The sequence below is a fragment of the Chitinophagaceae bacterium genome (genome assembly GCA_007695095.1).
In the GTDB taxonomy this organism is placed as follows: Bacteria; Bacteroidota; Bacteroidia; order Chitinophagales; family REEL01; genus REEL01.
On the sequence record REEL01000129.1, the window covers coordinates 1 to 24,899 of the forward strand.

A 24,899-nucleotide genomic window follows, 5' to 3' on the forward strand; every position below is an offset into this window, starting at 1 on the left:
AAAAAAGAACTTTTTTTAAAAAAAAATTTGACTTTTATAAATTTTGCTTTTATCTTACTGTTGTTTCCGTTGAGAAACACTCCTCTCCTACCCTGATTCTTTTTTTTAGTTTAAATCTTATACTATTATGCAAAATTTAATTCTGTCTCTATCTGTTTTAGTTCTTATCAGCTTTTCTTCTTTTGCAAATAATGATACTCAAAGTTTTCACCTTGAAAATGATGAAATGCAAGTCTATTTAGAGGAATTAGGAATAAAAACAGAAGTTAATGAAACAGAATTATTGAACTCATTACCTAAATTTGATATCAGTAAAATAGATAACAGCAGTTTCAAGTTTTCTTTTGAAAATAGATTTAATCAACCATACACTCTTGAAATATTTTCATTAAACGGTGAAAAAGTTGACTCTTACCACTTCATCTCTGACAGTGAAGTTACAGTAAACAAAGGATACTTGGCTGATGGAGAATATATCTACAACTTGTATGATCAATTTGGTAACTTTCATTCAGGGTTAATCACTTACTAAGTATATTTTAAAAAAAACTTATAAAACCCGTTTAAAACCTGAGCCTTTCAGGTAGTATATTAAGGCTCTGTATTATTTAAATTTCCGTCATGTATTAAGTTTTAAGCTCTTTTATAAATCTTTCATTCATAAAATAAAAAAAAACTCTTTTTTTTAGAATAAAATCAAACTTTTCTCTATCTTAGTCATATATTTTTAAATCTTTTAATAAAATATATGTCCTCTAAGAAATTTACAGTTGTTTGCTTTGAAAATCCTGCTAATGACGTACAAAGTCAAATTCAAAAATTTTCTAAGGACTATACTATTATTTCCGTGAGTGATAAAAAATCAGTATTAAAACAATTAGATGACTCAGAAATCAGAGTGCTCTTAATAGACGAAAGAAATCTAAAGTCTGATTACACAAAGATTCTTGAAGGTTTAAAAGGTAAATTTCCTGCTTTAACACGAATTATCATTTCAAATGATGTCACTAAAGAAAAAGTTCTCGAAGCTGTGAATAAGTATCACGTATTTGCCTTTTTATCGGAAGATAAAATTTCATCTGAGCTTAAAAAAATCCTTAGTGATGCCTACACTAAATTTAAAAAAATAAAAGAAAGAGAAAAGTTAATTTCAAAACTTCAATCTTCTAACGAGCAGTTAGAGTTTATGCTTCGGGAAAAGTTAATTTCATAATATTTTATTCTTTTAAAGCTCTTAAAACAATTCTTTTTCCGGGTGGGCCCTTCAATCTTTCTGTTCTGAAACCGCATTCTTCCAAAAGCCTTCTGAATCGTCCCTGTACACAATAAGTCACCATTATCCCTCCTATTCTCAAACGATCATAAATGAGTTTTCCCGAATGGTCAATCCACATCTCAGGTTGCACAGAAGGGGCAAATGCATCATAAAATATTATATCTGCAGTAAATTCTAAGCGATCATTCCAAAAACATTTTTTCTTGTATAAATTGAAATCCTTTTGAAAGTTAACCCATTCACCCCAGTGTGCCATTTGGAGTAACTCTAATTTTTGTGACAAAGCGGGCATTTGTTTTGTCAGATTATTATTAAACTCTTTTAGGGAAATGCTGTCTACCGGATAGGCATCAAGACTGAAATAGTTAATTTTTAGATTGGGATTCAAATCCAGAAACTGAAAGGCCAAAGCAGCATTTAAGCCGGAGCCAAAACCCAACTCCAAAATATTTACAGTTTCATGATTTAAGGTTTCATGATAAAACTGAAGGCCATTTTCAATATAGACTAATTGACTTTCTCTCAGCGCTCCATGTGAAGAATGAAAAGTAGCTCCTATTTCTTTATCAAAAATAGTAAAAGAGCCATCAGCCGTTTCTTCAATTTTATATCTGCTTACCCCATTAACTTAGTGATTTTAACCATTTTACAATAACTCTATTTCCTTCCAGTACATTGTGACAATGAGTATCACAAAAGCTTAAATCCAGATTTTTACTAATTGCTGTCTTATAACTTTGATCTAAAGCATTAGTACCATCAAAATCGACATACGCCATCCGAACAGTTAACTCTTTCAGTGGTCTTGCAAAAGAATGACCGGGCAGGGCAGCCACATTGAGATGCTCTAACATATAATTACACAATGAAACGCTATTAACTATCTCGAGTTTTGCCAATTTCTTTCGATAAGGTTCAAAATCTACAAAATGATAAAACCCTCCCTCCGGCAAATGTAGTTTAAGCCCTCCTTTAAGAAGTATACTTGCAGTTTCATATCCTAAAACGGATAGTATGCGTCTGGAGTGAGTCAGGTATCTTTCAATATCACTTCCTCCTTTAAACGCCTGTATTGCTGCATATTGGACAGGAGCGCTTACGGAGGTAAAAGTTTCGCTGGCAACAACACACATAGCATCTTTCAGCCAATCTAAACCTTCCGGAAAAGAAAAGGAACCGAGGCGCCAACCACCGGCTCCACACCACTTCGACAAACCCGAACTCAAAATTGTTCCCTCCGGATAAAATCTTGCGATAGATAAATGTTTATCTCTATGATTTAGCGGACCGTAAATTTCATCAGAAAGAATGATTATATTATTATCCCGAGCCACTTTAGCTAATTTTTTTAACTCATCCCTGCTATAAGTCATGCCGTCAGGGTTTCCCGGATAATTTAAAATTAAAACAGCCGGCAGGTCTTTATCTACTCTCTGGTTACATACTGAATCCAGCAACTCAGGGGTAATTCGCCAGCGGTCTTCAAAACGGGTTTGTATCAGGGAAACTTTTCGTCCAATGATTTTTGCCTGTGGTATATATGAAACCCAGCATGGGCTAGGCAATAAAATATCTCCTGAAAAGGCTACCTGTAAGAGAAACAATAGCTCTTTGGAGCCCGGACCAACTATAATATTTTCCGGATTTAACTTTATGCTGTCCTTCTTAAAATGAAACTCTGAGATAGCTTCCCGTAACTCATACAAACCCTGTACGTGTAAATAATCTTTTTGAGGGGCAAAATTTCTCAATGCATTCACAACAGCATCAGGAACCGGAAATGGTGACTGACCCAAACCCATATTGTAAACAAGTTCACCTCTTAATCGTTTATCTTTTACCAATCCATTAATGGCCAGTGTTGCTGACTCTTTCAAACCCGAAATATTCGGATTAACCAATTGAGTATTAGTAAGCATTAATAATGTTTATTTAGAATCATTTCAAATAGCAAGTAAATAAGCGTTATGACAAAAATATGACAAACTAATCTGTAATTAGGTAGATTTTTGCTGTTATAAATACAAAGCACAAAGTTGAAAAACTACAAAGTCATAACAATCACTCATAAAGATACCAATATCAGGGAATTAGGTGACTTTTTATTACCCGAAACCAACCTTAAATTTGGCTCCGGAAGAAATACTGAAAAAAGCAATCCTCTTGAACTAAAGCTCAGGAGCATAATGAAGGAATTTAATATTGCTGAAATGCAGTATTTATCTACTTGTAATCGCTTATGCTATTTTTTTGTTTCAAATAAAAATCTGGATCATACATTTATCAAAGATTTTTTTGAATATACTCTTTCACATTTATCATCAGATAAAATCAGCAATGCAATTAAGCTTGCCCGTGTTTACGAAGGTAAGAATGCTATCAATCATATTTTTGAAGTAGTAAGTTCTATCAACTCCTTAGTTGTTGGTGAAAGAGAAATCCTTAAGCAATATAAAGATTCTTATTATGCATGCAGAGAAATGAATTTAACCGGTGATGCACTAAGGATTGTGTATAAAAAAGCAGTAACCACTGCTAAAGAGACCTTTTTACAAACCGATATAAATAAAAAGCCGGTTTCTATTGTATCTCTTGCAATAAAGGAATTGATATCAAACAATGTAAGTAAGCAATCAAAAATTCTTTTAATCGGAGCCGGGCAAACAAATTTATTAGTCAGCAAATTTTTATTAAAACATAATTTTAAAAACATTAGTGTTTATAACAGAACCATTGAAAATGCAGAGAAAATAGCCCGTAAATTTAAAGATGGAAGCTTTCACTCACTGGATGATTTAAAGAGTTATTCCGGCAATTTTGACATTCTGATTAGTTGTATAAATACGAATAACGCAATTATTGATAAAGGTTTTGTCTTAGAAAGTAGACCCACAGAAAGTAGTCAAAAAATATTGATTGATTTGGGTGTACCCCAAAATATTGATAATAAATGTGGTGCACTATCAAACGTTAAGCTTATCGACATAGAATACCTAAAGAAATTAGCAGTTGAAAACATCTGTTTCAGAGAAAAAGAAGTAAAAAAAGCAAAGACAATTATCCTAAAATCTGTTGAGGACTTTTATAAACTATATAAAGAAAGACAAATTGAATTGGCAATGAGTAGTTTGCCTGACAGTATCAAAGACCTGCGCTTAAAAGCTATTGAAGAAGTTTTTGGTAAAGAAGTAAAAAAACTTGATCCTTACAATCGCGAGCTAATAGAAAAGATAACCGGGTATATGGAAAAGAAATATATCGGTATTCCCATGCGAATTGCAAAAGAAAAGTTGCTCGATCAGTTAGAAACAGAGTAAATTCTGTACTTTAGTAGAAATTTAAACTATGGACAGAACGATTATAATAGGAAGCAGGGGCAGTAAGCTGGCTCTCTGGCAGGCTGAGTATGCTAAAAGAAAATTAGCTGATAAAGGAGTAAATGCTGAAATTAAAATCATTAAAACACAAGGTGACAAAATTCAGCATTTAAGCTTTGATAAAATGGAAGGCAAAGGGTTTTTCACAAAGGAACTTGAAGAAGCCCTGCTCGATAAAAAAATAGATTTAGCCGTTCACTCTCATAAAGACCTGCAGACAGTTTCTCCCAAAGGACTTATTATAGCAGGTGTTTCAGAAAGAGCAAACCCTTCTGAGTTACTATTAATCCGAAAAGATGCATTTAAAAAAGATGCCACTTTGTGGTTAAAAGATAATGCCATAGTTGGAACATCTGCACCTAGAAGAAAGTCACAATTATTATTTTTTAGAAATGATTTAGAGATAAGAGACCTGAGAGGAAATGTACAGACAAGAATGCAGAAGCTGACTGATGGAAAGTATGATGCAATATTATTGGCAGCTGCCGGACTGGAAAGATTAGGAATTACGCCTGAAACACTCATTGTTAAGCAACTTGATCCTGAATACTTTATTCCGGCTCCTGCACAAGGCGTTTTAGCATATCAAATACGTGAAGAGGATTTAGAATTACAGCATTTCATTCAGCAAATAGAAGATAAAGCAAGCGCTTTAATCACAAAGTTAGAAAGAGAACTTTTGAAAAGTATCGAAGGGGGTTGTCAAATACCGGCAGGAATTTACTGTAAATCTGAAAACAATCGATACCATCTATGGAGCAGCCTTTCAAACGACGCTGAGACAACTCCCAAAAGAATATACCTGAACTTTAATGATACTAGTGAATTTAATGCAGATACCATTACTAAACAATTGAAATCTAAAAGCCGAGGCAAGATATTTATTTCCCGAAAATTAGAAAAAAGCTCCTTATTTAAAAAGATCACAGAATATAATGGTTATCAAATAACTGACAAATCATTTGTAGACTTTTCCCCTATTCAATTTAGTCTGGATAATATAGAATGTGACTGGATGTTCTTCACTTCTAAGCGAGCTGTTGACTATTTTTTTAAAAATCCGGCCTCTCAAATTTTTGTAAAAAATAAAAAGATAGCTGCTATTGGTAAATCAACGGCATTAAGAATTGAAAACGAAGGCCATGATGTTGATTTTATTGGAACCCAAATCAGGAATACGGATATAGCAGAAAGTTTTGAAGAGAAAAATAGAGGCGAAATAATTTTATTTCCGGGAGCGGTTAACCGTTCTTCTAAAATCATACAATTATTGCACAATAGTAATGATTGCAAGCTTCTCAACATCTACGAAAACGAACCTATAGAAGATCCTGAAAACATGGAAGATATGGATGTGCTTGTATTTACAAGTTCATTGAATGCCCGCACTTACTTTAAAAAGCATAAAGCAGCTAATCATCAAAAGATAGTTGCTATTGGTAAGCCGACGGCAAACACCATTGAAGGCTTTGATGTTAAAGTTAATGCAGTTGCAGCTGTACATACTGAACTGGCTTTAGCGGATGCTTTGTTTTCACTTGAGTTACAAAACTAAAATTTTGACAAAGCCCTTTTAATTCCCTGAAGATAGCTGCTGCCAAATAAGTTTACATGAACCAGCAATGGATATAAATTGTAGAAGTGTACCCTCTCTTCAAATCCTTTTTTCAGAGGGAATGCTTCATCATAAGATTTAAAGAATTCCGGTGAAAATCCACCGAAAAGCTTCATAAACGACAGTTCGATTTCTCTGTGTCCATAATATACAGCGGGATCAAAAATGTATGGAATACCTTTTTTATTAAATAAAAAATTCCCTGACCACAAATCACCATGTATTAAAGCAGGATTCTCTTCAGGAAAGATTTCATTTACACTTTTATAAAAATTGCTAAAAGACTTCTTTAAACTTGAATCGATTAAACCACTTTGATCTGCCATTTTTAGCATAGGTTCAATTCGTTGATAAATAAAAAAGTCTGCCCAACTTTCTTGGTATTCATTTGATTGAGGTAAACTTCCAATAAAATTATTTTCCTTGAATCCGAATTTATCTAGACTATGCTTGTGCAATTTAGCTATTGACACTCCAAAATCTCTCCAATCACAAGTTGTCGGATTTCCTTCAACTATATACTCAAGTACCAGCAAAGCTAATTCATCGACTTTATATAAAAAGTGTACTTCAGGAGTACGAATTACTTTTTTCTCGTTAAGATAGTCTAATCCAATTTTCTCATGTAACAATTGACTAAAAGCGTAAGGGCCTTTATTCCATTTAAGAAAAAAAGGCCCTTTATTTGTTTGGAGTAATACAGCATTGTGTATACACCCACCTCCTACAGCAGACATTGAGTGTATCTGCGAAATTGGCATATTATTCTCTGTAAAAGCTTCTAATACAAGTTTTTCAGTTAATTCAACTGACATAGTTACTTAAGGGAAGTGACATTTTTTAACTGATCGTAGAAACCTGCTTTTTGGAATTTATTTCTGATTCTATACAGATAATTCCTCAAAGTTGAAGAATACATACCCATCATATCTTCAATTGACTTTTTATCAAAGCCCTGAAGAATCAAATCATAAATTTCCTTCTCTTTATCTGAAAGAATACTGTCTACTAAACTTTCTGTATCATTTTTTTTGATAGATTTTGAACTTTTAACTAGTTCATCCATCATTATTTTAGCCACTTCATCAGTAAAAAAGCTATCCCCTTGATTAACAACACGTATCGCTTCAGCCAATTCATCTTTATCAGCATTTTTCAATACATAACCTGCGGCACCGGCTTCTAAAATATTTAAAATATAAGTGCTATCGGAAAACATTGATAAAGCTAGAATTTTAGCATCGCTAAACATTTCAAATATTTTTTTTGTGGCATCAATTCCACTCATTTCCGGCATTTTAATATCCATTAAAATTACGTCCGGCATTTGCTCTTTAATAAAACTCAAAGCTTCTTTGCCATTAGATGCTTCTCCGATAACTTTAATATCTTTTTCAGACTCTATTAACTGTTTAATTCCAAAGCGAACCATAGGATGGTCGTCAACAATAAGAATTTTAATTTCTTTCATAATAATTAATTTTGATAAAAAAAAAGAATAAGGCTAAACTACTGAGGCTTCATTTACGGGAATCTGTATTAAAATTTTATTCAGACTATCAACCCCCGGAATTATTCTCAAGCTTCCGTTAAAAGCGTTTATTCTTGCTTCCAATTTGAATGTATAATTCATTGAATCACTATCAAAACTAATGCCATCATTTACTATTTTCAGATTAAAATAGCCACCTCTCTCACTTATAAATATACTTATATTTTTAGAGTCTTGTTTATCAATCAATATAGCTAATGTTTCCTGAAAAAATTTATAAATACTTAATTCAAATTCTTTATTGAATCTACCTGTTCTAAACTTTTGGCGTAGTGTAATGTTGACATTTTTTTTCCTTTCTATCTCTAAACACAGATTTGGCAGGGCTGTTTGGACTCCAAAGTCATCCAGCTGACTAGGTGACAGGTCCTGAGAAATATTCTTGATTTGTGCAATAGCTTCACAGATATGATTTTTTATCTTCTTAAGCTCTTCGGCTTCTGCTCCATCCTGATTTCGGATATGCTTTTCCATTTTATCTATCTGGAGTTTAACACTAAAAATCATCTGCCCAAGATCTTCATGTATGTTTAGTGCTAATTTATTGTTTAAAAGATCTTGAGTTTGCAAAACTGAGCGCACAACACTATTTGAATAGATTTTTGTTTCAGTCAGATCATTAACTATCAAAATACCGGAGTCAATACGTCCCATCTTGTCTCGTAAGGGGCTAAATGAAAATTCATAAAAATTAGCTTGATTATAAGCCTCAAACTTAAAAGAATGGCCTTTAAAAACATCTCGAATCAGATTTAAAGGTTCGGCTGTGAAGTTTTTTATAGCCCTTTTCAAAGAAGCATTAAGCAGTTTTTTCTTATCTATTTTTTTTTCTGTCAGCAGCTTACCATCAGCATATATGACCTTTAAAAAAGGGGAAAATACAAAAACGGCAAATCCGGGCAAGTTTTTTAAAACTGTCAGATAAAGCTCCTTCCCTTTAAAAAATTCATCCTCAGTATTTTTCTGGCTGGTAATATCTTTTGCAACCCCTTCAACCCTGATTGGCTTTTCATCTTCATCGAAAACAACCCAAGCTCTTTCGTGTATATAACGAATCTGACCATCCGGTCTTAAAATTCTGTATTCAAAATTATTTTCTCCTAACTTAACTAGTTTTTCAAATTCTTCTTTGAATTTAGGTAAGTCACTTTTATAAATTAGATTCTCCCATAAATATTCATCTGTATACAACTTTTCAATTTCAATATTCAGGACTTTTTGAGCTGCTGAATTTATAAAACGCCTTTTAAATCCGGGATATTCAATAGACCAAACTATATCGTCTAATGTTTCCAGCAGTTGATTCATATTTTTGAAATCTATTCTGTTGCGCATTGAATATTTAGTTAATTAACCTTAACATTAAAGTTATCATTATTTAACATTTAAAGCAAATTTTAAAACAATAATTGTAGAAAAAAATACACACACAGCATTAGCGATTTTAACTATATCTAATTAATAGCATAGGTCTTCAAAGAAAAAATTAACGGGAATCTGTAGAAAAAAAAACCACTACCGAATTTACTCAGTAATGGTTTTCAACTTATTTGAACGGAATGCTTCTTTTTATCAGTTAATTTAAGCGAATTTCAAAAGGCATGCGGGCCTGAAAAGGGTGATATTCTAAAGCCTGTTCTGCTTGTTGATAGTATTGAAAGGTTTTACCCATAGCAGTTTGCAATATTCTTTTCTGAATTCCGCCTGCAAATCCCTCCAACAAACTTTCAAAAGGGTCTTTTTGCTCAGGATAATATGCAATTCTATAAGTTTCCAGTTCTGAAACCCAGGCGGCATAAGCTATAGCATCAGATAAATTGCCCAAAGTATCTACGAGTTGGTTTTCAAGAGCCATAGTTCCTGAGAAAATTCTACCCTGAGAGACTGATTCTGTATATTCCATTGAAAAGCCTCTGCCATCTGAGACTCTTTGTTTAAAGTTAATGTATATGCTATCTACTGCACTTTGAATAATTTCTTTTTCAAATTCATTTAAAGGTCTGGAAACATCACCTAAATCAGAAAATCTTCCGGTTTGTACTCTGTCAAATGTCAACCCTATTTTTTCATTAAAAAAGCCTTCCATATTCGGCAATAATCCAAATACACCAATAGATCCGGTAACTGTAAAATCTTGTGCAAAAATCTTATCAGCAGTACAGGCCATATAATATCCGCCGGAAGCTGCTACATTGCCCATAGTAACAATGACAGGCATTTTTTCTTTAACCTGATTTATCTCTCTTAAAATAACTTCTGAAGCTAAAGCACTTCCTCCGGGTGAGTTAATTCGAATTACCAAAGCCTTATTTCTATCATCTTCTTTTATTTTGCGAAGGGTTGAAACAAAACTCTCAGAACCAATATTATCTCTGGAACCTTTACCATCGACTATTGTACCTTCAGCATAAAGTACTGCAATTCTGTCTCTACTGGCCGATTCTTTTTCTCCGGGAACAGAACGGAAGCGATTTAATGAAATAAGTGGAAATTTCTCATCCTGAGTTAAAGCTAACTTTGAACGGATATGATCGCGGACTTCATCTTCATACATTAAGCCGTCAACCATATCAAGCTCCAAGGCAATTGAAGGATATCTGGCTTCAAATTCAGTAGCAATTTCATCCAATCGGTTAAATTCTATGTTTCTTGACGTAGCAACTTTATCAAGATAATTGTGGTAAACATCAAAGATATATTCTTCAAGCTGCTCTCTGTTGGCATCACTCATTTTTTCTAATCGAAATGGCTCAGAAGCACTTTTATACTTACCGGCATCAAAAACCTGAAATTCTATTCCTAACTTCTCAAACATATTTTTAAAGAAAACAACCTCACTGCTAAACCCTCTTAATTCCAATAAACCTACCGGATTTAAAAAAAGATAGTCGGCAACAGACCCTAAATAATAAGCTCTTTGATTAATCATTTCCCCATAAGCAACAACAAACTTTCCGGTTTCACGAAATTTATCCAATTCTCTGCGAATTGTTTCCAGAGTTGCATAGCCGGAAGTCATGATACCTAAATTCAAATATATCCCTTTAACATCATCACTTTGAGCAGCTTTACGGATATTTGTCGTTATCTCATCCAAACCCAGAAAGTTAGTTGACTCCATACTTGGGAAGCTAATTCTGTCAAAAGGATTATTACTGGTTCTTTCAGGGATTTGGTAATTCAAGTCTAATTTTAAAATGGTATTGGGCTCAAGGCTAACCTTCTCTTCCTTGCTGAAAGAAGATACAATTGCAAAAATCATTATCATTCCGAAAAAGAATAAGATTATCAATGAGGTAAAAAAGCCTAAAATTGTGGCGAAAAATATTTTAAAAAATGATTTCATGATAAAAACAATTAATGTTTAGAGATTGTGATATTAAAAAAGTACTAAAAAGCACAAAATAACTTTGCAAATATAAGTCTATTTCTTTGCACTTAAAATTATTATTTTTGAACAATTAAGAAAACCCCCAAAAAAAAACTTCAATTGTATTACCATATTCTAACCGGAGGAAATGTAGGAAATGTTTTATCAAATCTTCTAAGAACGGAAGAGTTGTTAAAATCAAATGCCGGTCAAATCAAAAATGCCTCGTGGATATATAAGACTTCGGCTTGGGGAGAAGAAAATCAGTCTTTTTTTTTAAACAGAGTCTTGATTCTTGAAAGCCCTTTCAAGCCTGATAGTCTTATTGAAATTACTCAAAAAATAGAGCGAATTATTGGTCGACAAAAAACGTATAAATGGGGTCCGAGAGAAATTGACATAGATATCCTATGTTGTGAAAATAAAGTATTTAAAAGTGATAAACTGACGATTCCACATCCGGAAATTTTAAATCGTCGATTTACCTTAGTTCCTTTCAATGAGATTTCACCGGAATATGTACTGCCAGTAATTGAAATCAGCATATCAAAAGCACTTGATTTATGCGAAGATAATAGCCCTGTTGAAAAATATTGCAATCCATTAAACTGGCAAAATGCATGAGTCTAATTTTATTCATAATAATTTAGTTTTTTTAAAATTCAATTTAGAGCCTTTCAGCTGAATTAAATTTTGTTTTTTTGTACGATTAATAAACAATGGAAAATCAATATATAGTAATAGAAGGAAATATAGGAGCCGGCAAAACTACGCTTGTTGAAAAATCTGCTTCATTAATCAATGCAAAAACTCTTTTTGAGTCCTTTGCTGACAATCCCTTTCTTCCAAAGTTTTATGAAAACCCTAAGCGAAATGCTTTCCCCTTAGAATTATTTTTTATGGCAGAACGCTATCAGCAACTGATCGATGATTTTAATGCGCCGGATTTATTTCAGCAGATTACTATTGCGGATTATCACTTTTCTAAATCGCTTTTGTTTGCCTCTATAACACTTTCAGAGTTGGAATTAAAACTTTTCAAAAGACTTTATGAGATTATTTATTCCAATTTACCTAAGCCGGATTTAGTTATTTATATACACGTTCCAATTGAACGGCTGAAAAGACAGATTGCCTTGCGTGGTCGTGAATATGAACAATCTATCTCTTCCGAGTATCTTAAAAAAGTGGAGCAAGCCTATTTTACATTTTTTAGGAATTTGGAAAATTGCCCGGTTGTAGTTGTGCATGCAGGAGAAGAAGAGTTTATTGAAAACACCCAAAATTTTAACGCCATTCAACGTATTATGAATAAAAAATGGGAAAGTAAAATGCATGAAATATGGCTAAATAATTAAGGTGAAGGTTAATTTAATTTTAAATTCTTTATTTCCTCTATTGTTTTTCGATAAGATCATTAATTTTACCTCATTAGAATAATTTTTTAAGGTATTTTTGAAATAAGATACTAGGTTCTCAAAGCATTTTTAATTTTACAAATTTTCTGCAATACTTAATGCACTCAATTAACAAATAATGAATATCTTAGAAAAATCAACTCTGTTTACGTTTATAAAGTTTAACAGTATTTACATCAATTTCTCGGGATTCAAATTTTTAAATAGTTAATAGTTTATCATGAATTCAAGGATACTTATTATAGCTGTGTTTTTATTGTTTTTATTAAGCCTTTCAATAAGTGGTTTTGCTCAAACAGGAACTATTAGCGGAAACGTAAAGGATAAGCGGGATAATATGCCATTAATTGGTGTAAACGTCTTTATTCAGGGAACTTCCATTGGTACCTCAACAGATTTTGACGGAAACTACAGGCTTGAAAATGTACCTCATGGTCAATATAATATTGAGTTTAGTTACTTAGGCTATGAAAGAACTGTCCATACAGGAATTAGAGTTCAAAGAGGAGAAACTGTCACTTTAGATATCACATTAAGTGAAGGCTCTATTTCTATAGATGAGGAAATTGTCATTGTAGGTGAACGTCCGTTAGTAGATGTAAATGAATCCAGAAGTCAGTCTGTTATCAGTAGTGATGTGATTGAAGCGGCACCGGTAAGGCAAATTCAAAATCTTTTAAACACACAAGCGGGAGTTGTCCAAAATCCGGAAGGGCTTTATATTAGAGGCGGAAGAGATTATGAAACCGGATTTTATATAGATGGAGTTTCTGCAAGAGATCCTTTGGCGGGAACAGGCTTTGGGTTAGATTTAGGCACAAATGCAATAAGCAATATTGAAGTAACCACGGGCGGAATGGGCGTTGAATATGGAAATGCAACTTCCGGTATAGTTGATGCAAGCACTCGCTCAGGTGGTCGGGAATTTGAATTAAATGCAAGTTATAAAACAGACAACTTTGGGTTTAATGATGGCTGGGAATCTACTTTTAACACCCGCGAAATAGAACTTGGCTTTGGAGGCCCTGCTAAAACACTTAATAAAGTAGTACCGGGGGAAATACGCTATTTTACTTCTTTCAAAACATATCATTCCGATGATTTTACCAGGAATCCACCAGATCGCTTAAAATCCTCTATTTATCCTTCTGAATCGTGGTCTCCAAGGCAAGATAACCGTTACTCTATGATGTTCAATATCAATTATAATATTGATTCCAGAAAGCGCTTGCGTTTTAGTTACTTAAAATCACTGACAATTAATCAAAACACGAACTTATTGAGAATTACCGGTAATGATGTTACCTTCCGTCCGGGTTATCAATATTTATTTTCATTGCAGCCTGACAATGCCAATACTTACACACACGACACCAACTTACAAACTTTATCCTGGTCACATACAACAAGTGACAGGTTTACATATCGTTTACTTGCCTCTAGACTATATGTTAAATTAAGGGCAGATGCCAATGGCAGAGACTGGAGACCTTTGAATGTAGATAGCGAGTTTGATCCGGGTTCTATAGTTGAATTCCCAACCTCTAACTTCAATCCGGATGATTCAATAGTTTTTGTTTTACCCGGCCCCGGACTTTTTAATAATAATGGAATAGCTACTTTATGGCACGATCACTATGTAGTGGAATATACCATGAGAGCAAGCGGTACTCTTTACTCGAAAGATACTTACAATCGATTGCATTTCGGTGTAGAGGTAGTGCCCCAGGAAATGTTGTGGGTCGATATCATTCGCCCCTGGATTGGAGCACCTGTAGAATTAGCTGATGGCAGTATAAGCCAGAGTTTCCGTTTGGGTGATTTAAGTGATGTATGGAAAGTAAATCCTTTAAGAGGAGCAATTTATGCTTCTAACCGACTTCGTTTCAGAGGTTTAATTGCTGAAATTGGCGCCAGATATGAAGTTTGGATGCCGGGCAAATTTGTAGATGACGCTATCAACAACCCTGACGCTCCCATTAGAGACGAAATTAGAGAATCTTATATCTCAAAATCTACGAGAGTTGGAGACCGCTATTTTAAATCCAGATTACTGCCAAGAGTTTCTGCCTCATTTCCAATAAGAGAAAATACAATGATGTATTTTAACTACGGACATTCAACTGTAATGCCTCATCCCTCTTTTATCTATACCGGATTAGATCCCTTCTTTACAGATCGATCAACATTGTCAAGACTTGGAAACCCTGATTTAGACCCTGAAGTAGATATCAGTTATGAAGTTGGCCTTCGCTCACAGCTAACCATGAATGACGCATTTAACTTCACAGCTTTTTGGAGAGATAAATATGATTTCATAACTTCTTCATCTGTTTTGATACAGGATTTTACAGGCAGAGATGTCAACAGAACTATTCGAATAAATTCTGATTATGCCAGATCCAGAGGTATAGAGATTAGTTATATTAAAAGAATTTCAAGATGGTTTAACGGACAAATATCATTTTCGTATTCAAAAGCAACGGGACAAAGCTCCTCCTCATCAGAAACTTTGCAAGATATCTTATCAACCGGCATACGCGAAACAACTCGGGAAACTCCTTTAGCCTGGGACACTCCAATTGATTTAAAAGCTTATGCCATTTTTACTAAGAATGACGATAATGGACTATTTGGAGTGAAAGCTCTCAATAAAATGAGTTTATATGTAGAAGCTATATACAGAACCGGTCGAAGATATACCAGATATAATTTTGTTGGGTTAGAAACAGCAAGTGACAGACCCATTTATGAAATGGAAAGTGATCCTGAGCAACGGTTTTCTGAAATCGGGCAATCACTGTTTTGGCTAAACTTAAATTATAGAAAATGGTGGGATATCGGAAGCACCAGTTTAGCATTAACCATAGAAATTACCAATGCTTTAAACACAAAAAATGCAGCTATTATAAATCCTGTAACAGGCCGTGCATATGAAGATGGTGACAATGTACCAACTGAATGGAGAGATCCCAGATTTAATGACCCCCGTGACCCCCGATCCGGTAATCGACCACCGAATGACCCTTCAAGATTTCATCCACCAAGAAATATTATGTTGGGTTTAGCATTCAGACTCTAATACCGGTTTAGAATTTTCAACTTTTTAAGTTGCATTTATACAGTGGATTGTATATTTGCAAATTGCCTGTTGAGGCTTATTTTAAAAAGATTTTCCGGTTAATCAAGATAAAATGTACGATATAATTGTAATAGGTGGCGGTATAGTTGGATTATCATCGGCTTATAAAATCAATAAACGTTTCCCTCATTTAAAAATAGCCGTACTGGAAAAAGAAAGTGAGGTCGGACAACATCAGACGGGTAGAAATTCAGGAGTTATCCATTCCGGATTGTATTATAAACCCGGCTCCTACAAAGCTAAAAACTGTGTCACCGGGAGGCGTGAGTTAGTTGAATTTGCTAAAAAATACAAAGTCCCTCATGAGGTATGTGGTAAAATTGTGGTAGCAACTAAAACAACAGAAATTCCTTTTCTTGAAAAAATATTTTCTAACGGTATTGCAAATGAAGTTGAAGGAATAGAATTTATAGATTCCGCTCAGATTAAAGAAATTGAGCCTCATTGTGTTGGCGTTCGTGGTATTTGGGTACCTTGCACCGGTATTATCAGTTTTAAATCTGTTACTAAAAAACTACAGGAATTAATTCAACAATCTTTTACACAAAGCGAAGTACTAACAGGTTTAAAAGTTAAAAAGATTGTAAAACATAATGATTATAACGAAATCATAACGGATAAAAACAGTATAAAATGTAAGTATATAGTTAATTGTGCCGGCTTATACAGTGATAAAATAGCTGAACTGGATGGTCTGAAAAGAACCTCCAGGATTGTTGGCTTTCGGGGAGATTACTATGATTTAACTGAAAAAGGAAAAGAAAAAGTTAAAAATCTGATATATCCTGTACCGAATCCTGCTTTTCCATTTTTAGGGGTTCATTTTACCCGCATGGTTGATGGCACTATAGAATGCGGTCCAAATGCAGTTTTTGTTTTTAAAAGAGAGGGTTATGGAAAAACAGACTTTCACTTTGGAGAGACTATGGATGCATTAAGCTACAAAGGTACCTGGAAACTATTTATGAAACATTGGCAGTTTGGTTTGGATGAATATAAAAGAGCCTTTTCTAAGAAAATGTTTTTAAACCGTTTAAAAGGCTTAATTCCTGATTTGCAAGCGGATGATATAAAACCGGGTCGTTCCGGTGTGAGAGCTATGGCTTTAGGTCCTGATGGTGCTATGATAGACGATTTTGAAATTCGATATAACCACAATTCACTTCATGTGCTAAATGCACCATCTCCGGCTGCTACCTCAGGCCTGGCTATTGGCGAAGAAGTTGCCAATCTTGCACAGAAAAAATTCTCTCTTGTATAAAAAAGAAACGCGGTTACTTTTCAGCAACCGCGTTCAATAAATTGTTGACTAAAATGTCTTATTAGTTTGCAATAACCATTCTTTCAGTAATTCTGTTATTATTTTTGTCTCTTAAAGAGATAATATAAACACCATTAGAAAGTGTACTCATGTCTAATGACAAATTATTAAATCCGTTAACTACTTCCATTTTCTGTGTATTAACTAACTGTCCACCTAAAGTAAACACTTCAACATCGAATGAAGCTGTCTCGTTAGAATTAAAGTTGATGTTTGCATTTGCTTTTACAGGGTTTGGAGAAAGCTCAAAAGATACTACAGAAGATATTTCACGAACACCTGTTTCAATTTCCGGACATTCAGCTCCCGGTTCTTTTACTCTAAGACTATAACCTAAGCCCTGAGATGCTGCATCAACCTGTATAACACCAACACCATCAACGTCAGCTGTAACAATAATACTTAATGGATAAATAGCCATTGGATCATTTGTTGTTCCAAATACTCTGATACAACCGTTTTCGCCTGAAGCAAAAGTATTGTCTGATTTATTTGTTTCCCACTCAATTCCTGAAGGGCCATTGTTAATAGAATCTATTCTGATTGAATTAACGTTTACAACGTTACCGCCAAATTCAAATTCTTCAAAGTTTTTAAATTGAATTGTTGCATCATAAGCTTCACCCTGTACTATGCAATCCAAATCTGAATCATCAGGTGATAAACCCGGTTCATCAATTGTAAAGTCCGGTGTGCATTGTGCGAATGCTAAAGTTCTGAATGCTATAAAAAGCACAGAAAAAATAAATAATTCTTTTTTCATTTTTAATTGTTTTAGTTTTAGTAAATTATACTGACAAAAATAAACATTTAGGCCTAATATAATAACTTTAAGCGGATTAGTTTTTTAACAATTAGGAAATATACAGTATAGTATAAAGTACATTTCTGAAGAAATTACTGCATTTTTTGAAAAAACTCATTGATTGTACGGTACAATAAAGCCATGAGAGTAAGCAGGAAATAGAACATGCCTACCAGAAGAAAAATCAGTTTATATTCAGCTATGTCTCCGATTGAAAGCAGTGAAATAGAATCTGCCGATATTAACATCAGTACGAATAGTATAACAAAAACTGGAAAAGAATGTAAAGTATATTTGCCCCAATTTTCCTTGAAAATTCCCAAAATAGGATTTATAACCACAAAAATCAGCAAAAATACGGCTGCTACTCTCCACTCATGGTTTTGCTCCGGCATACTAAGCCTAGCAATCAGCATACCTAATAAGCCCAAAGCAAAAGGCACACTGAATTGGAACCAAAGTGGAAACGTTTTAATAAGTTTATTTATCTGATTTTCTATCATTTACTAAATAATAACATTAATGAGATATAAAAGTTTCCATTAATGAACCCTATCTCCTCTCAATTCAATTTCTTTCATTATTGCTGCTTCTTCATTAAGATATTCCTGCCATCTTTTTTTTACTTTCTCTTCATCAGAATAAAAGATAGCCAGGTCTAAAAACATTCTGTAATGACCGGCTTCTGCAATCATTAGTTTGTGATAAAACTCTTTTAAATTATCATCAGAGATGTGTAAGGATAAAATTCTAAATCGCTCACAACTTCTGGCTTCAATTAAAGCTGCAACTAATAATTTCTCTGTTAAGCTTTCCTCTTTTGACAAGCCCTTTTTCTGTAGCTTGAGTAATTTATTTACGTATTCATCTTTACGTTGAAACCCTAAGTTTAAACCTCTTTTATTTAATTCATGCAAAACCATTCTGAAATGCCCCCATTCTTCTGTAACAACCGGTGTTAACTCTTCAACTAACTTCGTTTTATCAGGATATGATTGAATCAGGGAGATACAGGTTGAAGCTGCTTTTTGCTCACAATATGCATGATCTGTTAAAATTTCATGTAAACTTTTTTCAGCTAAGTTTACCCATCTTGGATCTGTTGGTAGTTTTAAGCCTAACATTTTTTAAAAATTATAATCAGGAAAAGAAGAAGTAAATTCATCGTCGGCGAAATCCGGATTTACCTCTACATCATAAAATTCATATCGTTCAAACAACCCTCTTTCATCATACATAAACTGACCGATGGGAAGATAGTTCCTGATATCAATATAAAGTTCTGTCTTTTTAGCATAGGAAGTCGGTATTTGAATAGTTTGTCCCGATCTTCCACTATTAAAATTCCTAAAACCATTTTTCTCAACTATAAGATATTCACAAATGAACTTCCTGTCCGCAATATCTTTAAGGCTTTCTCCATTTTGAATAGTATAGTCCACATAGGTAAAATCAGGGTCAATAATTGTAACTTTATGTGTTAAACGATTGGCAAAAAAGACGTTATGCTCGATTTCTAAAAACTCATCAGGAGATTGACCATCAAGGCGGGATTCTTTTGCATGCCTTATGATACCGGCTAAAAATTCAAATCCGGTATTAAAAATGGTGTGATGCTGATCACTTCGCATTTGATTTCCTAAAGGATTCAGGTTAACATTGACATAAGGGAAACTGTTAGGGTTTACTAAAGCTCTTCCATTTCTTTCTCCTTCAACATAAAGCACTTCTGCGCCTTTATTAGGACTGGAGACACTATAAATATAAATCTTAGTTGGACGAACATTTAACTTCCCTATGATTTCATTATAGCTCATTTCATCATCTAAACGCTCCCATGACCGTAGCTTAAATTTTAGCCCTTCAACATTTTCAATATGCTCTAACATTCTTTCCAGTGTGGTATAGGCATCGGGTCTTCTTTGAATATCTGCCAAGGATGAATAAGTGATTGCCAATAGCATGAAAATAGTAAATAAAAGCTTAATACCCATAAAAATAAATTTATATAAATTCAAAAAGTTTTCTTAATAAGTTTCCTGTCCATGCACCCAGTGCGCCATGCACAGCTCCCAAAAAAGTGGTTACCATGATGAGGAAAAACGAAGGATTAAGGCTCATTACTTCAGCAATGGCTGTGGTTAAGCGTTGTCCGTTTCCGACATCCAGATAGGTTGCATAGGAAAGCCAAAGTAACCCAACGCCTATAAACCCGCTGATAAAGGCTTGACTACTTTTCCCTTTTCTTAAAAACCCTATCAAAAAAGTGACGATAATAACTATCCACCAGGGAAAGAATAATTGACCAATAAAACAAAATAATCCAATAAAAATAATATTTGTAATAAGCTTCATTTCATTTTTTTTAAAAAAAACACAATAGTAATCAATCAGGGCTTAAACTCAACTTTATGTAAACTCAATTTTTCAGCATCATCTTTAGAATGTAAAAATGTTAGCTCATAGAGTTTACCAACGGCCCAATCCATAGCAAAATTATCATAAAAATAACTCCCCGGATTACCGGATTGTCCACCCGGATAAATCCCATATCCCTGAACAGTATCACCCAACTCAACAATCATACGCCACGATGGACCATGAGTCGTGCTGGTAGCATTTACAATATGTTTATTCCCACCTATAGGAAGGTTTTTTACATAAAAAGGTTCAATCATTGCAAGATGTGCCAGCCGGGTTCCCTTAAAATCACCCCAGCTCGCTTCAACTTCATTAACGGCTTCCCATCTTTTTATTTGCTCAATAGCTTTTACAAACGAAGTATTTATAATTCCTGTTGTTTGCATATGACCTTCTCTACCCGTAGGCAAAATCCAAAGAGTATCAATATACTTTTCCAGTAATTGTTGACTTACAAACTCATGTGGAAAAGGAATTGCCGGATCCAGTTGTTTTAAACCGCTCCACAATTGATGCATGAGACTATCATGCCACAACTGGAATAAAGTAGGCGCTTTGTAATCAACTTCATTAAAATAATCCCATTCAGTGAGTTTTTTTACCCACTTTTCTGCATATTCATCGTAATTCTCAAGCTGATTGATGGATGAAAGCATTAAGGGAAGCACTTCTGCAGCCATCAAATTATAATTATCATTTAACATTATTCTTAAATCCTCAACAGTTGCATTTTCCATTTCAGAGAGTAATTCATTTATTCTCCTATTTCTGTAATTTTCAAAAATAAAGCCTGTATAAAAATAAGGATAAGCACTATCAGTAGGATGTTGATTTGCTGAGCTCACATAGCCTTTTTCCGGGTTAATCTCTCTTGGTAAATCATCCTGTGGAATAAATGCCTGCCAGGCATTTTCAGGCTTGCTTCCATCCATTAGAAATTTGCCCTGCTCCGGCCAACGTGCCGGAAATAATCCCTGATGGGTTAAAGCAATATCTCCTTCCTTAGAGGCAAAAACAAAATTCTGACCGGGTGTACTATAATATTCTAAAGCTTTTTGATAATCTTTTAAATTTTTACCCTTGTTCAAACTATAAAAAGTAATATGCTCTAAAGAAGGGTCATGAGCAATCCAACGACAGGCAAAATTTATAAAATCCGGATGAACGTTGAAATTTTCATCGTAGGTTACCGGTCCCCAATGGGTGTAAATAACCGTATCTATAAAAGGTTTTTCTCCTTTAACATGAAAAACTTCTGCTCGTTTCTCGGTTTGCTTCCATTGGTTATCAAATCTGTAAGTGCTTCGTGTTTCATCTTCAAAATCAATTGAATACCAATCTCTTACATCAAGTGCCGAGTTGGTAACTCCCCAAGAAATGTGCTCATTAAAACCGATAATTACTGAAGGCGATCCGGGTAAACTAACTCCATAAACATTTATTCCGGGTGAATGTAACTGAACTTCATACCAAATTGAAGGCAGATTTAAGGCCAGATGCGGATCATTGGAAAGTAAAGGGTTCCCATTTAATGTTAAATCAGCAGATAATGCCCAATTATTGCTACCCAATGCTCTATCAGCAGCTTTCGGCAAACTCGCTTTTGAGTTACCGGTAAAAACCGGATTTAAATCAGGTGTATCTAATTGAGGCAGATTAAAGATTTTACCTTCATCAAAAGTAATCACCGGACTATCTTCAAGAAAAAAATCAGGATATAATATATCAAACAACTCTTTTCCAAGCTCTTCTAAAGCTCTTGTATAGGCAAAATCGTTATCATGACCGGCCAACATGTCTGACATATACATAAGTAAAAGTGCGGTTTTATAAACTGACCACTCTTCCGGTTCATAATTTAAGAGTTTAAACTCAAGGGGATAGTCCCGGTAGCTCAGTCTATTAACATAAGCGTTTACCCCATCCACATAAGCTTTTAATATTTTTTCCTCTTCAGTTCCATTCAAACTTTCCATAAACTGCTCAGCACCAAATGCAATGCCTTTACGTCTATTAAGCCGATCAAAGTCCAAAGCAACGGCACCTACAATCTCTGATAATCTGCCGGATGCAGCACGTATTTGAAAATCCATCTGCCACAAACGCTCTGATGCAGTTAAATAACCCTGCATAAAAAACAAATCATATTCATTTTGGGCAAAAATATGCGGGACTCTCCTATCATCAAAATAAACATCTACCGGTTCTTTTAACTCCTTCAAATTAGTGTTTACTTTAGGAATTTTCTGATTTGCAGACTCCGCATTTTGAAGATACCCTTCAAAAGGACTAAAAAATTTGATAGGTGGCGGTAATGGACCATAAGGTCTGTTGACTGCCCATAGCCATAATGTTGTGATTCCCAGGGCTATAAAAAACGTAATTATACGCTTTGTCTTCATTTTCTTTTATTTTCGATTAAAGTTATATTTAGCTGAAAAATCTTCATTAATCATACCATTTTTTTTGCTTCAAAGCCTGCTCTTTTAATATGTCCGGAACAGAAAATCGTTCTCCGTAAGTATCTGATAAACTCTCTAACTTTTTTACTGCCGCTTCATTCCCTAAAATATCTAAATATCTGAAAGGTCCACCCCTGAAAGGAGGAAAACCTAATCCAAAAACCGCTCCTATATCCCCATCCAATGGCTTTTCAATAACTTTCTCTTCCAGGCACATTAATGCTTCCTTAACCATTACCATAGAAAGTCTTTCCGCAATGATTTCCGGAGAAACAGTCACATCACCGCTTGTTCCAATAATATCATAAATTCCCGGATAGGCCTTCCCTCTTACTTTTTTTCCGGTTTTTTCATCATACTGAAAAAAGCCTTTTTTATTTTTTCTACCATGAAAGCCGGCATCATAGAGTTTTTTAACCAAAGCTGACGGTTTTGCTCCCGGCCTGAGCTTATAATGCTCAATTAAAGCGCCACCCATAACATGTGCACCTACATCTAATCCTACTTCATCCAAAAGGGTAATTGGGCCTACCGGAAATCCAAACTGTCTGAGCGCTTTGTCAACCTCAGGTATGCCTGCTCCTTCTTCCAGTAAAAGAAGAGCCTCATTAAAGTAAGGTGCCAAAATTCGGGTTGTGTAAAATCCCGGGCCATCCTTTACAACTATACACACTTTTGATTGACGAACCCCTAATTCCAAAACTGAAGCTGTGACCCACTCAGCAGTGTCTTCAGTAACTACTATTTCAAGCAATGGCATTTTTGGCACCGGAGAAAAATAATGCATACCAATTACCTGACTTTTTCTTTTTGAATGTGCTGCAATATCTTTAATTGGTAAAGCCGATGTGTTTGAAGCGAAAATACAATGCTCAGGCGTTTTACTTTCAAATTCTGACAGTAACTGCTGTTTGATTTTTAAATCCTCGAAAACTGCTTCAATAACTATATCAGCATGTTCTGCACCGGAAAAATCAATTGAGGTAGTTAGTCGATTAAACTCCTTTTCAGCAATACTTGGAGGGAATTTCTTTTGGGCTTTTCCCTTTTCATACTTTTTCCAAATATCTTTTTTTAATTTTTGTAAAGACTCTTCTTTAATGTCTTTTACTGTGACCCGGTATTCTTTTGGAATGCTAATTTCTGCTATACCTCCACCCATCAGGCCGGCACCGGCAATCCAAATATTTTTAAGCTCTTTAGCCTGATCTTTTAAAGGATTTTTTTTCAGTTTATTCATGCCGAGAAAAAGATTCACCAACTGCTTACTTTCCTCTGTGAGAACTAATTCAGAAAAATTATTAATCTCGGATTCAATACCTGCTTTCATTCCTTTATTCAGGCCGGTTTTTACACTTTCTATGATTTTTGCCGGAGCCGGATAGTTTCCTAAAGTTTGACGATAAACCATTTCACCGGCTTTTTTAAAAACTATATTTCGTCCTACTCCTGTATTATCAAGCAATCTGTTTAAAATGCTTTTTTTAATTTTGTTCTTTTTGAAAGTGCCGGCAGCTATCTCTTTACATAAATAAATGGATGACTGTAACAAGTTATTTTGTTCGACTATTTTATCTGCAAGACCGTATTTAATGGCCTGTGGCGGATAAATATTTTTACCCGTCAATAACATATCCAAAGATTTTTGCAATCCTATTAAGCGCGGTAATCTTTGAGTGCCTCCTAAGCCGGGTAAAAGACCCAGCCTCACTTCTGGTAAAGATAGAATAGTGTTATAGCGGGTGATTACTCTTGCATGACAAGCCATTGCAATTTCCAATCCTCCACCCATGCACGCACCATCAATAGCTGCCACAACGGGCTTCGGAAAATTCTCTATTTCGTTTAACAAGTTGTGCCCCTGAGTAGCTAAATTCCGCACTGTTTCTTTTGATTCAATATTCTGAAACCATTCAATATCAGCACCAACAATAAAGTCTTTTTTGCTACTCTTTAAAACTACTCCCTTTATATCTGAATCTTCCTTAACAGTATTAAATAAATCCTGAAAACCTTCCAGCATATCAGGAGAAATGGTATTCGTTGAACTATTTTCTTTATCCAGAAAAATAACGGCTATGTTATCTATTATTTTGAGGGTAGCAAATTGCATATAAGGTATTTTTTAAAACTTTAGAAG

The 24,899-nt window shown here is 34.4% G+C and carries 21 protein-coding genes; 8 read left to right on the forward strand and 13 right to left on the reverse strand.

The genetic code is table 11. The features are described from left to right. Nucleotides 1-127 precede the first annotated feature (127 nt). Together EA412_10350 and EA412_10355 are read left to right on the forward strand one after the other, a co-directional pair. Nucleotides 128-532 (forward strand): hypothetical protein, encoded by a 405-nt coding sequence (locus EA412_10350; GenBank protein ID TVR77676.1) that lies wholly within the window; start codon nucleotides 128-130, stop codon nucleotides 530-532. A 216-nt stretch (nucleotides 533-748) separates the two neighbouring features. After that, nucleotides 749-1,213 carry a hypothetical protein gene (locus EA412_10355; GenBank protein TVR77677.1) on the forward strand — a complete coding sequence of 155 codons (465 nt, stop codon included), beginning with the start codon at nucleotides 749-751 and terminating at the stop codon, nucleotides 1,211-1,213. Between the two features lie 4 nt (nucleotides 1,214-1,217). Here EA412_10355 and EA412_10360 read toward each other — a convergent pair whose 3' ends face one another. Together EA412_10360 and EA412_10365 are read right to left on the reverse strand one after the other, a co-directional pair. After that, a complete protein-coding gene (locus EA412_10360; protein ID TVR77678.1) occupies nucleotides 1,218-1,721 on the reverse strand; it encodes an SAM-dependent methyltransferase in 504 nt (167 codons plus the stop codon). 178 nt (nucleotides 1,722-1,899) lie between these two features. Continuing rightward, the gene (locus EA412_10365) at nucleotides 1,900-3,195 is read right to left on the reverse strand and encodes a pyridoxal phosphate-dependent aminotransferase (GenBank protein TVR77679.1); all 1,296 of its coding nucleotides are present in this window, start codon (nucleotides 3,193-3,195) and stop codon (nucleotides 1,900-1,902) included. A 117-nt stretch (nucleotides 3,196-3,312) separates the two neighbouring features. Here EA412_10365 and hemA point away from each other — a divergent pair, with 117 nt between their 5' ends. Next, complete coding sequence (gene hemA / locus EA412_10370; protein TVR77680.1) at nucleotides 3,313-4,593, forward strand: glutamyl-tRNA reductase; 1,281 nt, start codon at nucleotides 3,313-3,315, stop codon at nucleotides 4,591-4,593. Between the two features lie 28 nt (nucleotides 4,594-4,621). Next, complete coding sequence (locus tag EA412_10375) at nucleotides 4,622-6,208, forward strand: hydroxymethylbilane synthase (GenBank protein TVR77681.1); 1,587 nt, start codon at nucleotides 4,622-4,624, stop codon at nucleotides 6,206-6,208. Here the strand turns inward: EA412_10375 and EA412_10380 are convergent. The 4 genes from EA412_10380 to sppA form a co-directional block, all read right to left on the reverse strand. Further along, nucleotides 6,205-7,083 (reverse strand): ketosamine-3-kinase, encoded by an 879-nt coding sequence (locus tag EA412_10380; protein ID TVR77682.1) that lies wholly within the window; start codon nucleotides 7,081-7,083, stop codon nucleotides 6,205-6,207. The genes EA412_10375 and EA412_10380 overlap by 4 nt on opposite strands. A gap of 2 nt (nucleotides 7,084-7,085) precedes the next feature. After that, on the reverse strand, nucleotides 7,086-7,739 hold the full coding sequence (locus tag EA412_10385; protein TVR77683.1) for a DNA-binding response regulator: 654 nt from the start codon (nucleotides 7,737-7,739) through the stop codon (nucleotides 7,086-7,088). A gap of 33 nt (nucleotides 7,740-7,772) precedes the next feature. After that, nucleotides 7,773-9,155 carry a PAS domain S-box protein gene (locus EA412_10390; protein ID TVR77684.1) on the reverse strand — a complete coding sequence of 461 codons (1,383 nt, stop codon included), beginning with the start codon at nucleotides 9,153-9,155 and terminating at the stop codon, nucleotides 7,773-7,775. A gap of 241 nt (nucleotides 9,156-9,396) precedes the next feature. Next, nucleotides 9,397-11,166, reverse strand: a complete 1,770-nt coding sequence (gene sppA / locus EA412_10395) for a signal peptide peptidase SppA (GenBank protein TVR77685.1) — start codon at nucleotides 11,164-11,166, stop codon at nucleotides 9,397-9,399. 114 nt (nucleotides 11,167-11,280) lie between these two features. Between sppA and folK the strand changes: the two genes are divergently transcribed. The 4 genes from folK to EA412_10415 all read left to right on the forward strand — a co-directional run bounded on the left by folK (nucleotide 11,281) and on the right by EA412_10415 (nucleotide 17,011). Further along, complete coding sequence (gene folK / locus EA412_10400) at nucleotides 11,281-11,814, forward strand: 2-amino-4-hydroxy-6-hydroxymethyldihydropteridine diphosphokinase (protein ID TVR77686.1); 534 nt, start codon at nucleotides 11,281-11,283, stop codon at nucleotides 11,812-11,814. Nucleotides 11,815-11,909: 95 nt separating this feature from the next. Beyond that, on the forward strand, nucleotides 11,910-12,548 hold the full coding sequence (locus EA412_10405; protein TVR77687.1) for a deoxynucleoside kinase: 639 nt from the start codon (nucleotides 11,910-11,912) through the stop codon (nucleotides 12,546-12,548). Between the two features lie 280 nt (nucleotides 12,549-12,828). Next, nucleotides 12,829-15,690 (forward strand): TonB-dependent receptor, encoded by a 2,862-nt coding sequence (locus tag EA412_10410; protein TVR77688.1) that lies wholly within the window; start codon nucleotides 12,829-12,831, stop codon nucleotides 15,688-15,690. 112 nt (nucleotides 15,691-15,802) lie between these two features. Then, nucleotides 15,803-17,011, forward strand: coding sequence for an L-2-hydroxyglutarate oxidase (locus EA412_10415; GenBank protein ID TVR77689.1), 1,209 nt, complete (start codon nucleotides 15,803-15,805; stop codon nucleotides 17,009-17,011). A 61-nt stretch (nucleotides 17,012-17,072) separates the two neighbouring features. Here the strand turns inward: EA412_10415 and EA412_10420 are convergent, their stop codons facing one another. The 7 genes from EA412_10420 to EA412_10450 all read right to left on the reverse strand — a co-directional run bounded on the left by EA412_10420 (nucleotide 17,073) and on the right by EA412_10450 (nucleotide 24,872). Next, a complete protein-coding gene (locus EA412_10420; GenBank protein ID TVR77690.1) occupies nucleotides 17,073-17,834 on the reverse strand; it encodes a T9SS C-terminal target domain-containing protein in 762 nt (253 codons plus the stop codon). A 134-nt stretch (nucleotides 17,835-17,968) separates the two neighbouring features. Further along, nucleotides 17,969-18,379, reverse strand: coding sequence for a hypothetical protein (locus EA412_10425; GenBank protein TVR77691.1), 411 nt, complete (start codon nucleotides 18,377-18,379; stop codon nucleotides 17,969-17,971). A gap of 39 nt (nucleotides 18,380-18,418) precedes the next feature. Continuing rightward, complete coding sequence (locus tag EA412_10430; GenBank protein ID TVR77692.1) at nucleotides 18,419-19,000, reverse strand: tRNA-(ms[2]io[6]A)-hydroxylase; 582 nt, start codon at nucleotides 18,998-19,000, stop codon at nucleotides 18,419-18,421. 3 nt (nucleotides 19,001-19,003) lie between these two features. Continuing rightward, a complete protein-coding gene (locus EA412_10435; protein TVR77693.1) occupies nucleotides 19,004-19,870 on the reverse strand; it encodes a DUF1571 domain-containing protein in 867 nt (288 codons plus the stop codon). 10 nt (nucleotides 19,871-19,880) lie between these two features. Then, the gene (locus EA412_10440) at nucleotides 19,881-20,231 is read right to left on the reverse strand and encodes a hypothetical protein (protein ID TVR77694.1); all 351 of its coding nucleotides are present in this window, start codon (nucleotides 20,229-20,231) and stop codon (nucleotides 19,881-19,883) included. A gap of 35 nt (nucleotides 20,232-20,266) precedes the next feature. Continuing rightward, nucleotides 20,267-22,699, reverse strand: coding sequence for a penicillin acylase family protein (locus EA412_10445; protein TVR77695.1), 2,433 nt, complete (start codon nucleotides 22,697-22,699; stop codon nucleotides 20,267-20,269). 46 nt (nucleotides 22,700-22,745) lie between these two features. Next, on the reverse strand, nucleotides 22,746-24,872 hold the full coding sequence (locus tag EA412_10450; protein TVR77696.1) for a fatty acid oxidation complex subunit alpha FadJ: 2,127 nt from the start codon (nucleotides 24,870-24,872) through the stop codon (nucleotides 22,746-22,748). Nucleotides 24,873-24,899 lie beyond the last annotated feature (27 nt).

Excerpts from the sequence above, each read along its gene's own strand:
- EA412_10385 (TVR77683.1), bottom strand. The coding sequence starts at position 7,739 with ATGAAAGAAATTAAAATTCTTATTGTTGACGACCATCCTATGGTTCGC.
- EA412_10420 (TVR77690.1), bottom strand. The coding sequence starts at position 17,834 with ATGAAAAAAGAATTATTTATTTTTTCTGTGCTTTTTATAGCATTCAGA.
- EA412_10355 (TVR77677.1), top strand. The coding sequence starts at position 749 with ATGTCCTCTAAGAAATTTACAGTTGTTTGCTTTGAAAATCCTGCTAAT.
- EA412_10390 (TVR77684.1), bottom strand. The coding sequence starts at position 9,155 with ATGCGCAACAGAATAGATTTCAAAAATATGAATCAACTGCTGGAAACA.
- EA412_10445 (TVR77695.1), bottom strand. The coding sequence starts at position 22,699 with ATGAAGACAAAGCGTATAATTACGTTTTTTATAGCCCTGGGAATCACA.
- EA412_10410 (TVR77688.1), top strand. The coding sequence starts at position 12,829 with ATGAATTCAAGGATACTTATTATAGCTGTGTTTTTATTGTTTTTATTA.
- EA412_10435 (TVR77693.1), bottom strand. The coding sequence starts at position 19,870 with ATGGGTATTAAGCTTTTATTTACTATTTTCATGCTATTGGCAATCACT.
- sppA (TVR77685.1), bottom strand. The coding sequence starts at position 11,166 with ATGAAATCATTTTTTAAAATATTTTTCGCCACAATTTTAGGCTTTTTT.
- EA412_10430 (TVR77692.1), bottom strand. The coding sequence starts at position 19,000 with ATGTTAGGCTTAAAACTACCAACAGATCCAAGATGGGTAAACTTAGCT.
- EA412_10415 (TVR77689.1), top strand. The coding sequence starts at position 15,803 with ATGTACGATATAATTGTAATAGGTGGCGGTATAGTTGGATTATCATCG.
- EA412_10405 (TVR77687.1), top strand. The coding sequence starts at position 11,910 with ATGGAAAATCAATATATAGTAATAGAAGGAAATATAGGAGCCGGCAAA.
- EA412_10365 (TVR77679.1), bottom strand. The coding sequence starts at position 3,195 with ATGCTTACTAATACTCAATTGGTTAATCCGAATATTTCGGGTTTGAAA.
- EA412_10425 (TVR77691.1), bottom strand. The coding sequence starts at position 18,379 with ATGATAGAAAATCAGATAAATAAACTTATTAAAACGTTTCCACTTTGG.
- EA412_10350 (TVR77676.1), top strand. The coding sequence starts at position 128 with ATGCAAAATTTAATTCTGTCTCTATCTGTTTTAGTTCTTATCAGCTTT.
- EA412_10380 (TVR77682.1), bottom strand. The coding sequence starts at position 7,083 with ATGTCAGTTGAATTAACTGAAAAACTTGTATTAGAAGCTTTTACAGAG.
- EA412_10440 (TVR77694.1), bottom strand. The coding sequence starts at position 20,231 with ATGAAGCTTATTACAAATATTATTTTTATTGGATTATTTTGTTTTATT.
- EA412_10375 (TVR77681.1), top strand. The coding sequence starts at position 4,622 with ATGGACAGAACGATTATAATAGGAAGCAGGGGCAGTAAGCTGGCTCTC.
- EA412_10450 (TVR77696.1), bottom strand. The coding sequence starts at position 24,872 with ATGCAATTTGCTACCCTCAAAATAATAGATAACATAGCCGTTATTTTT.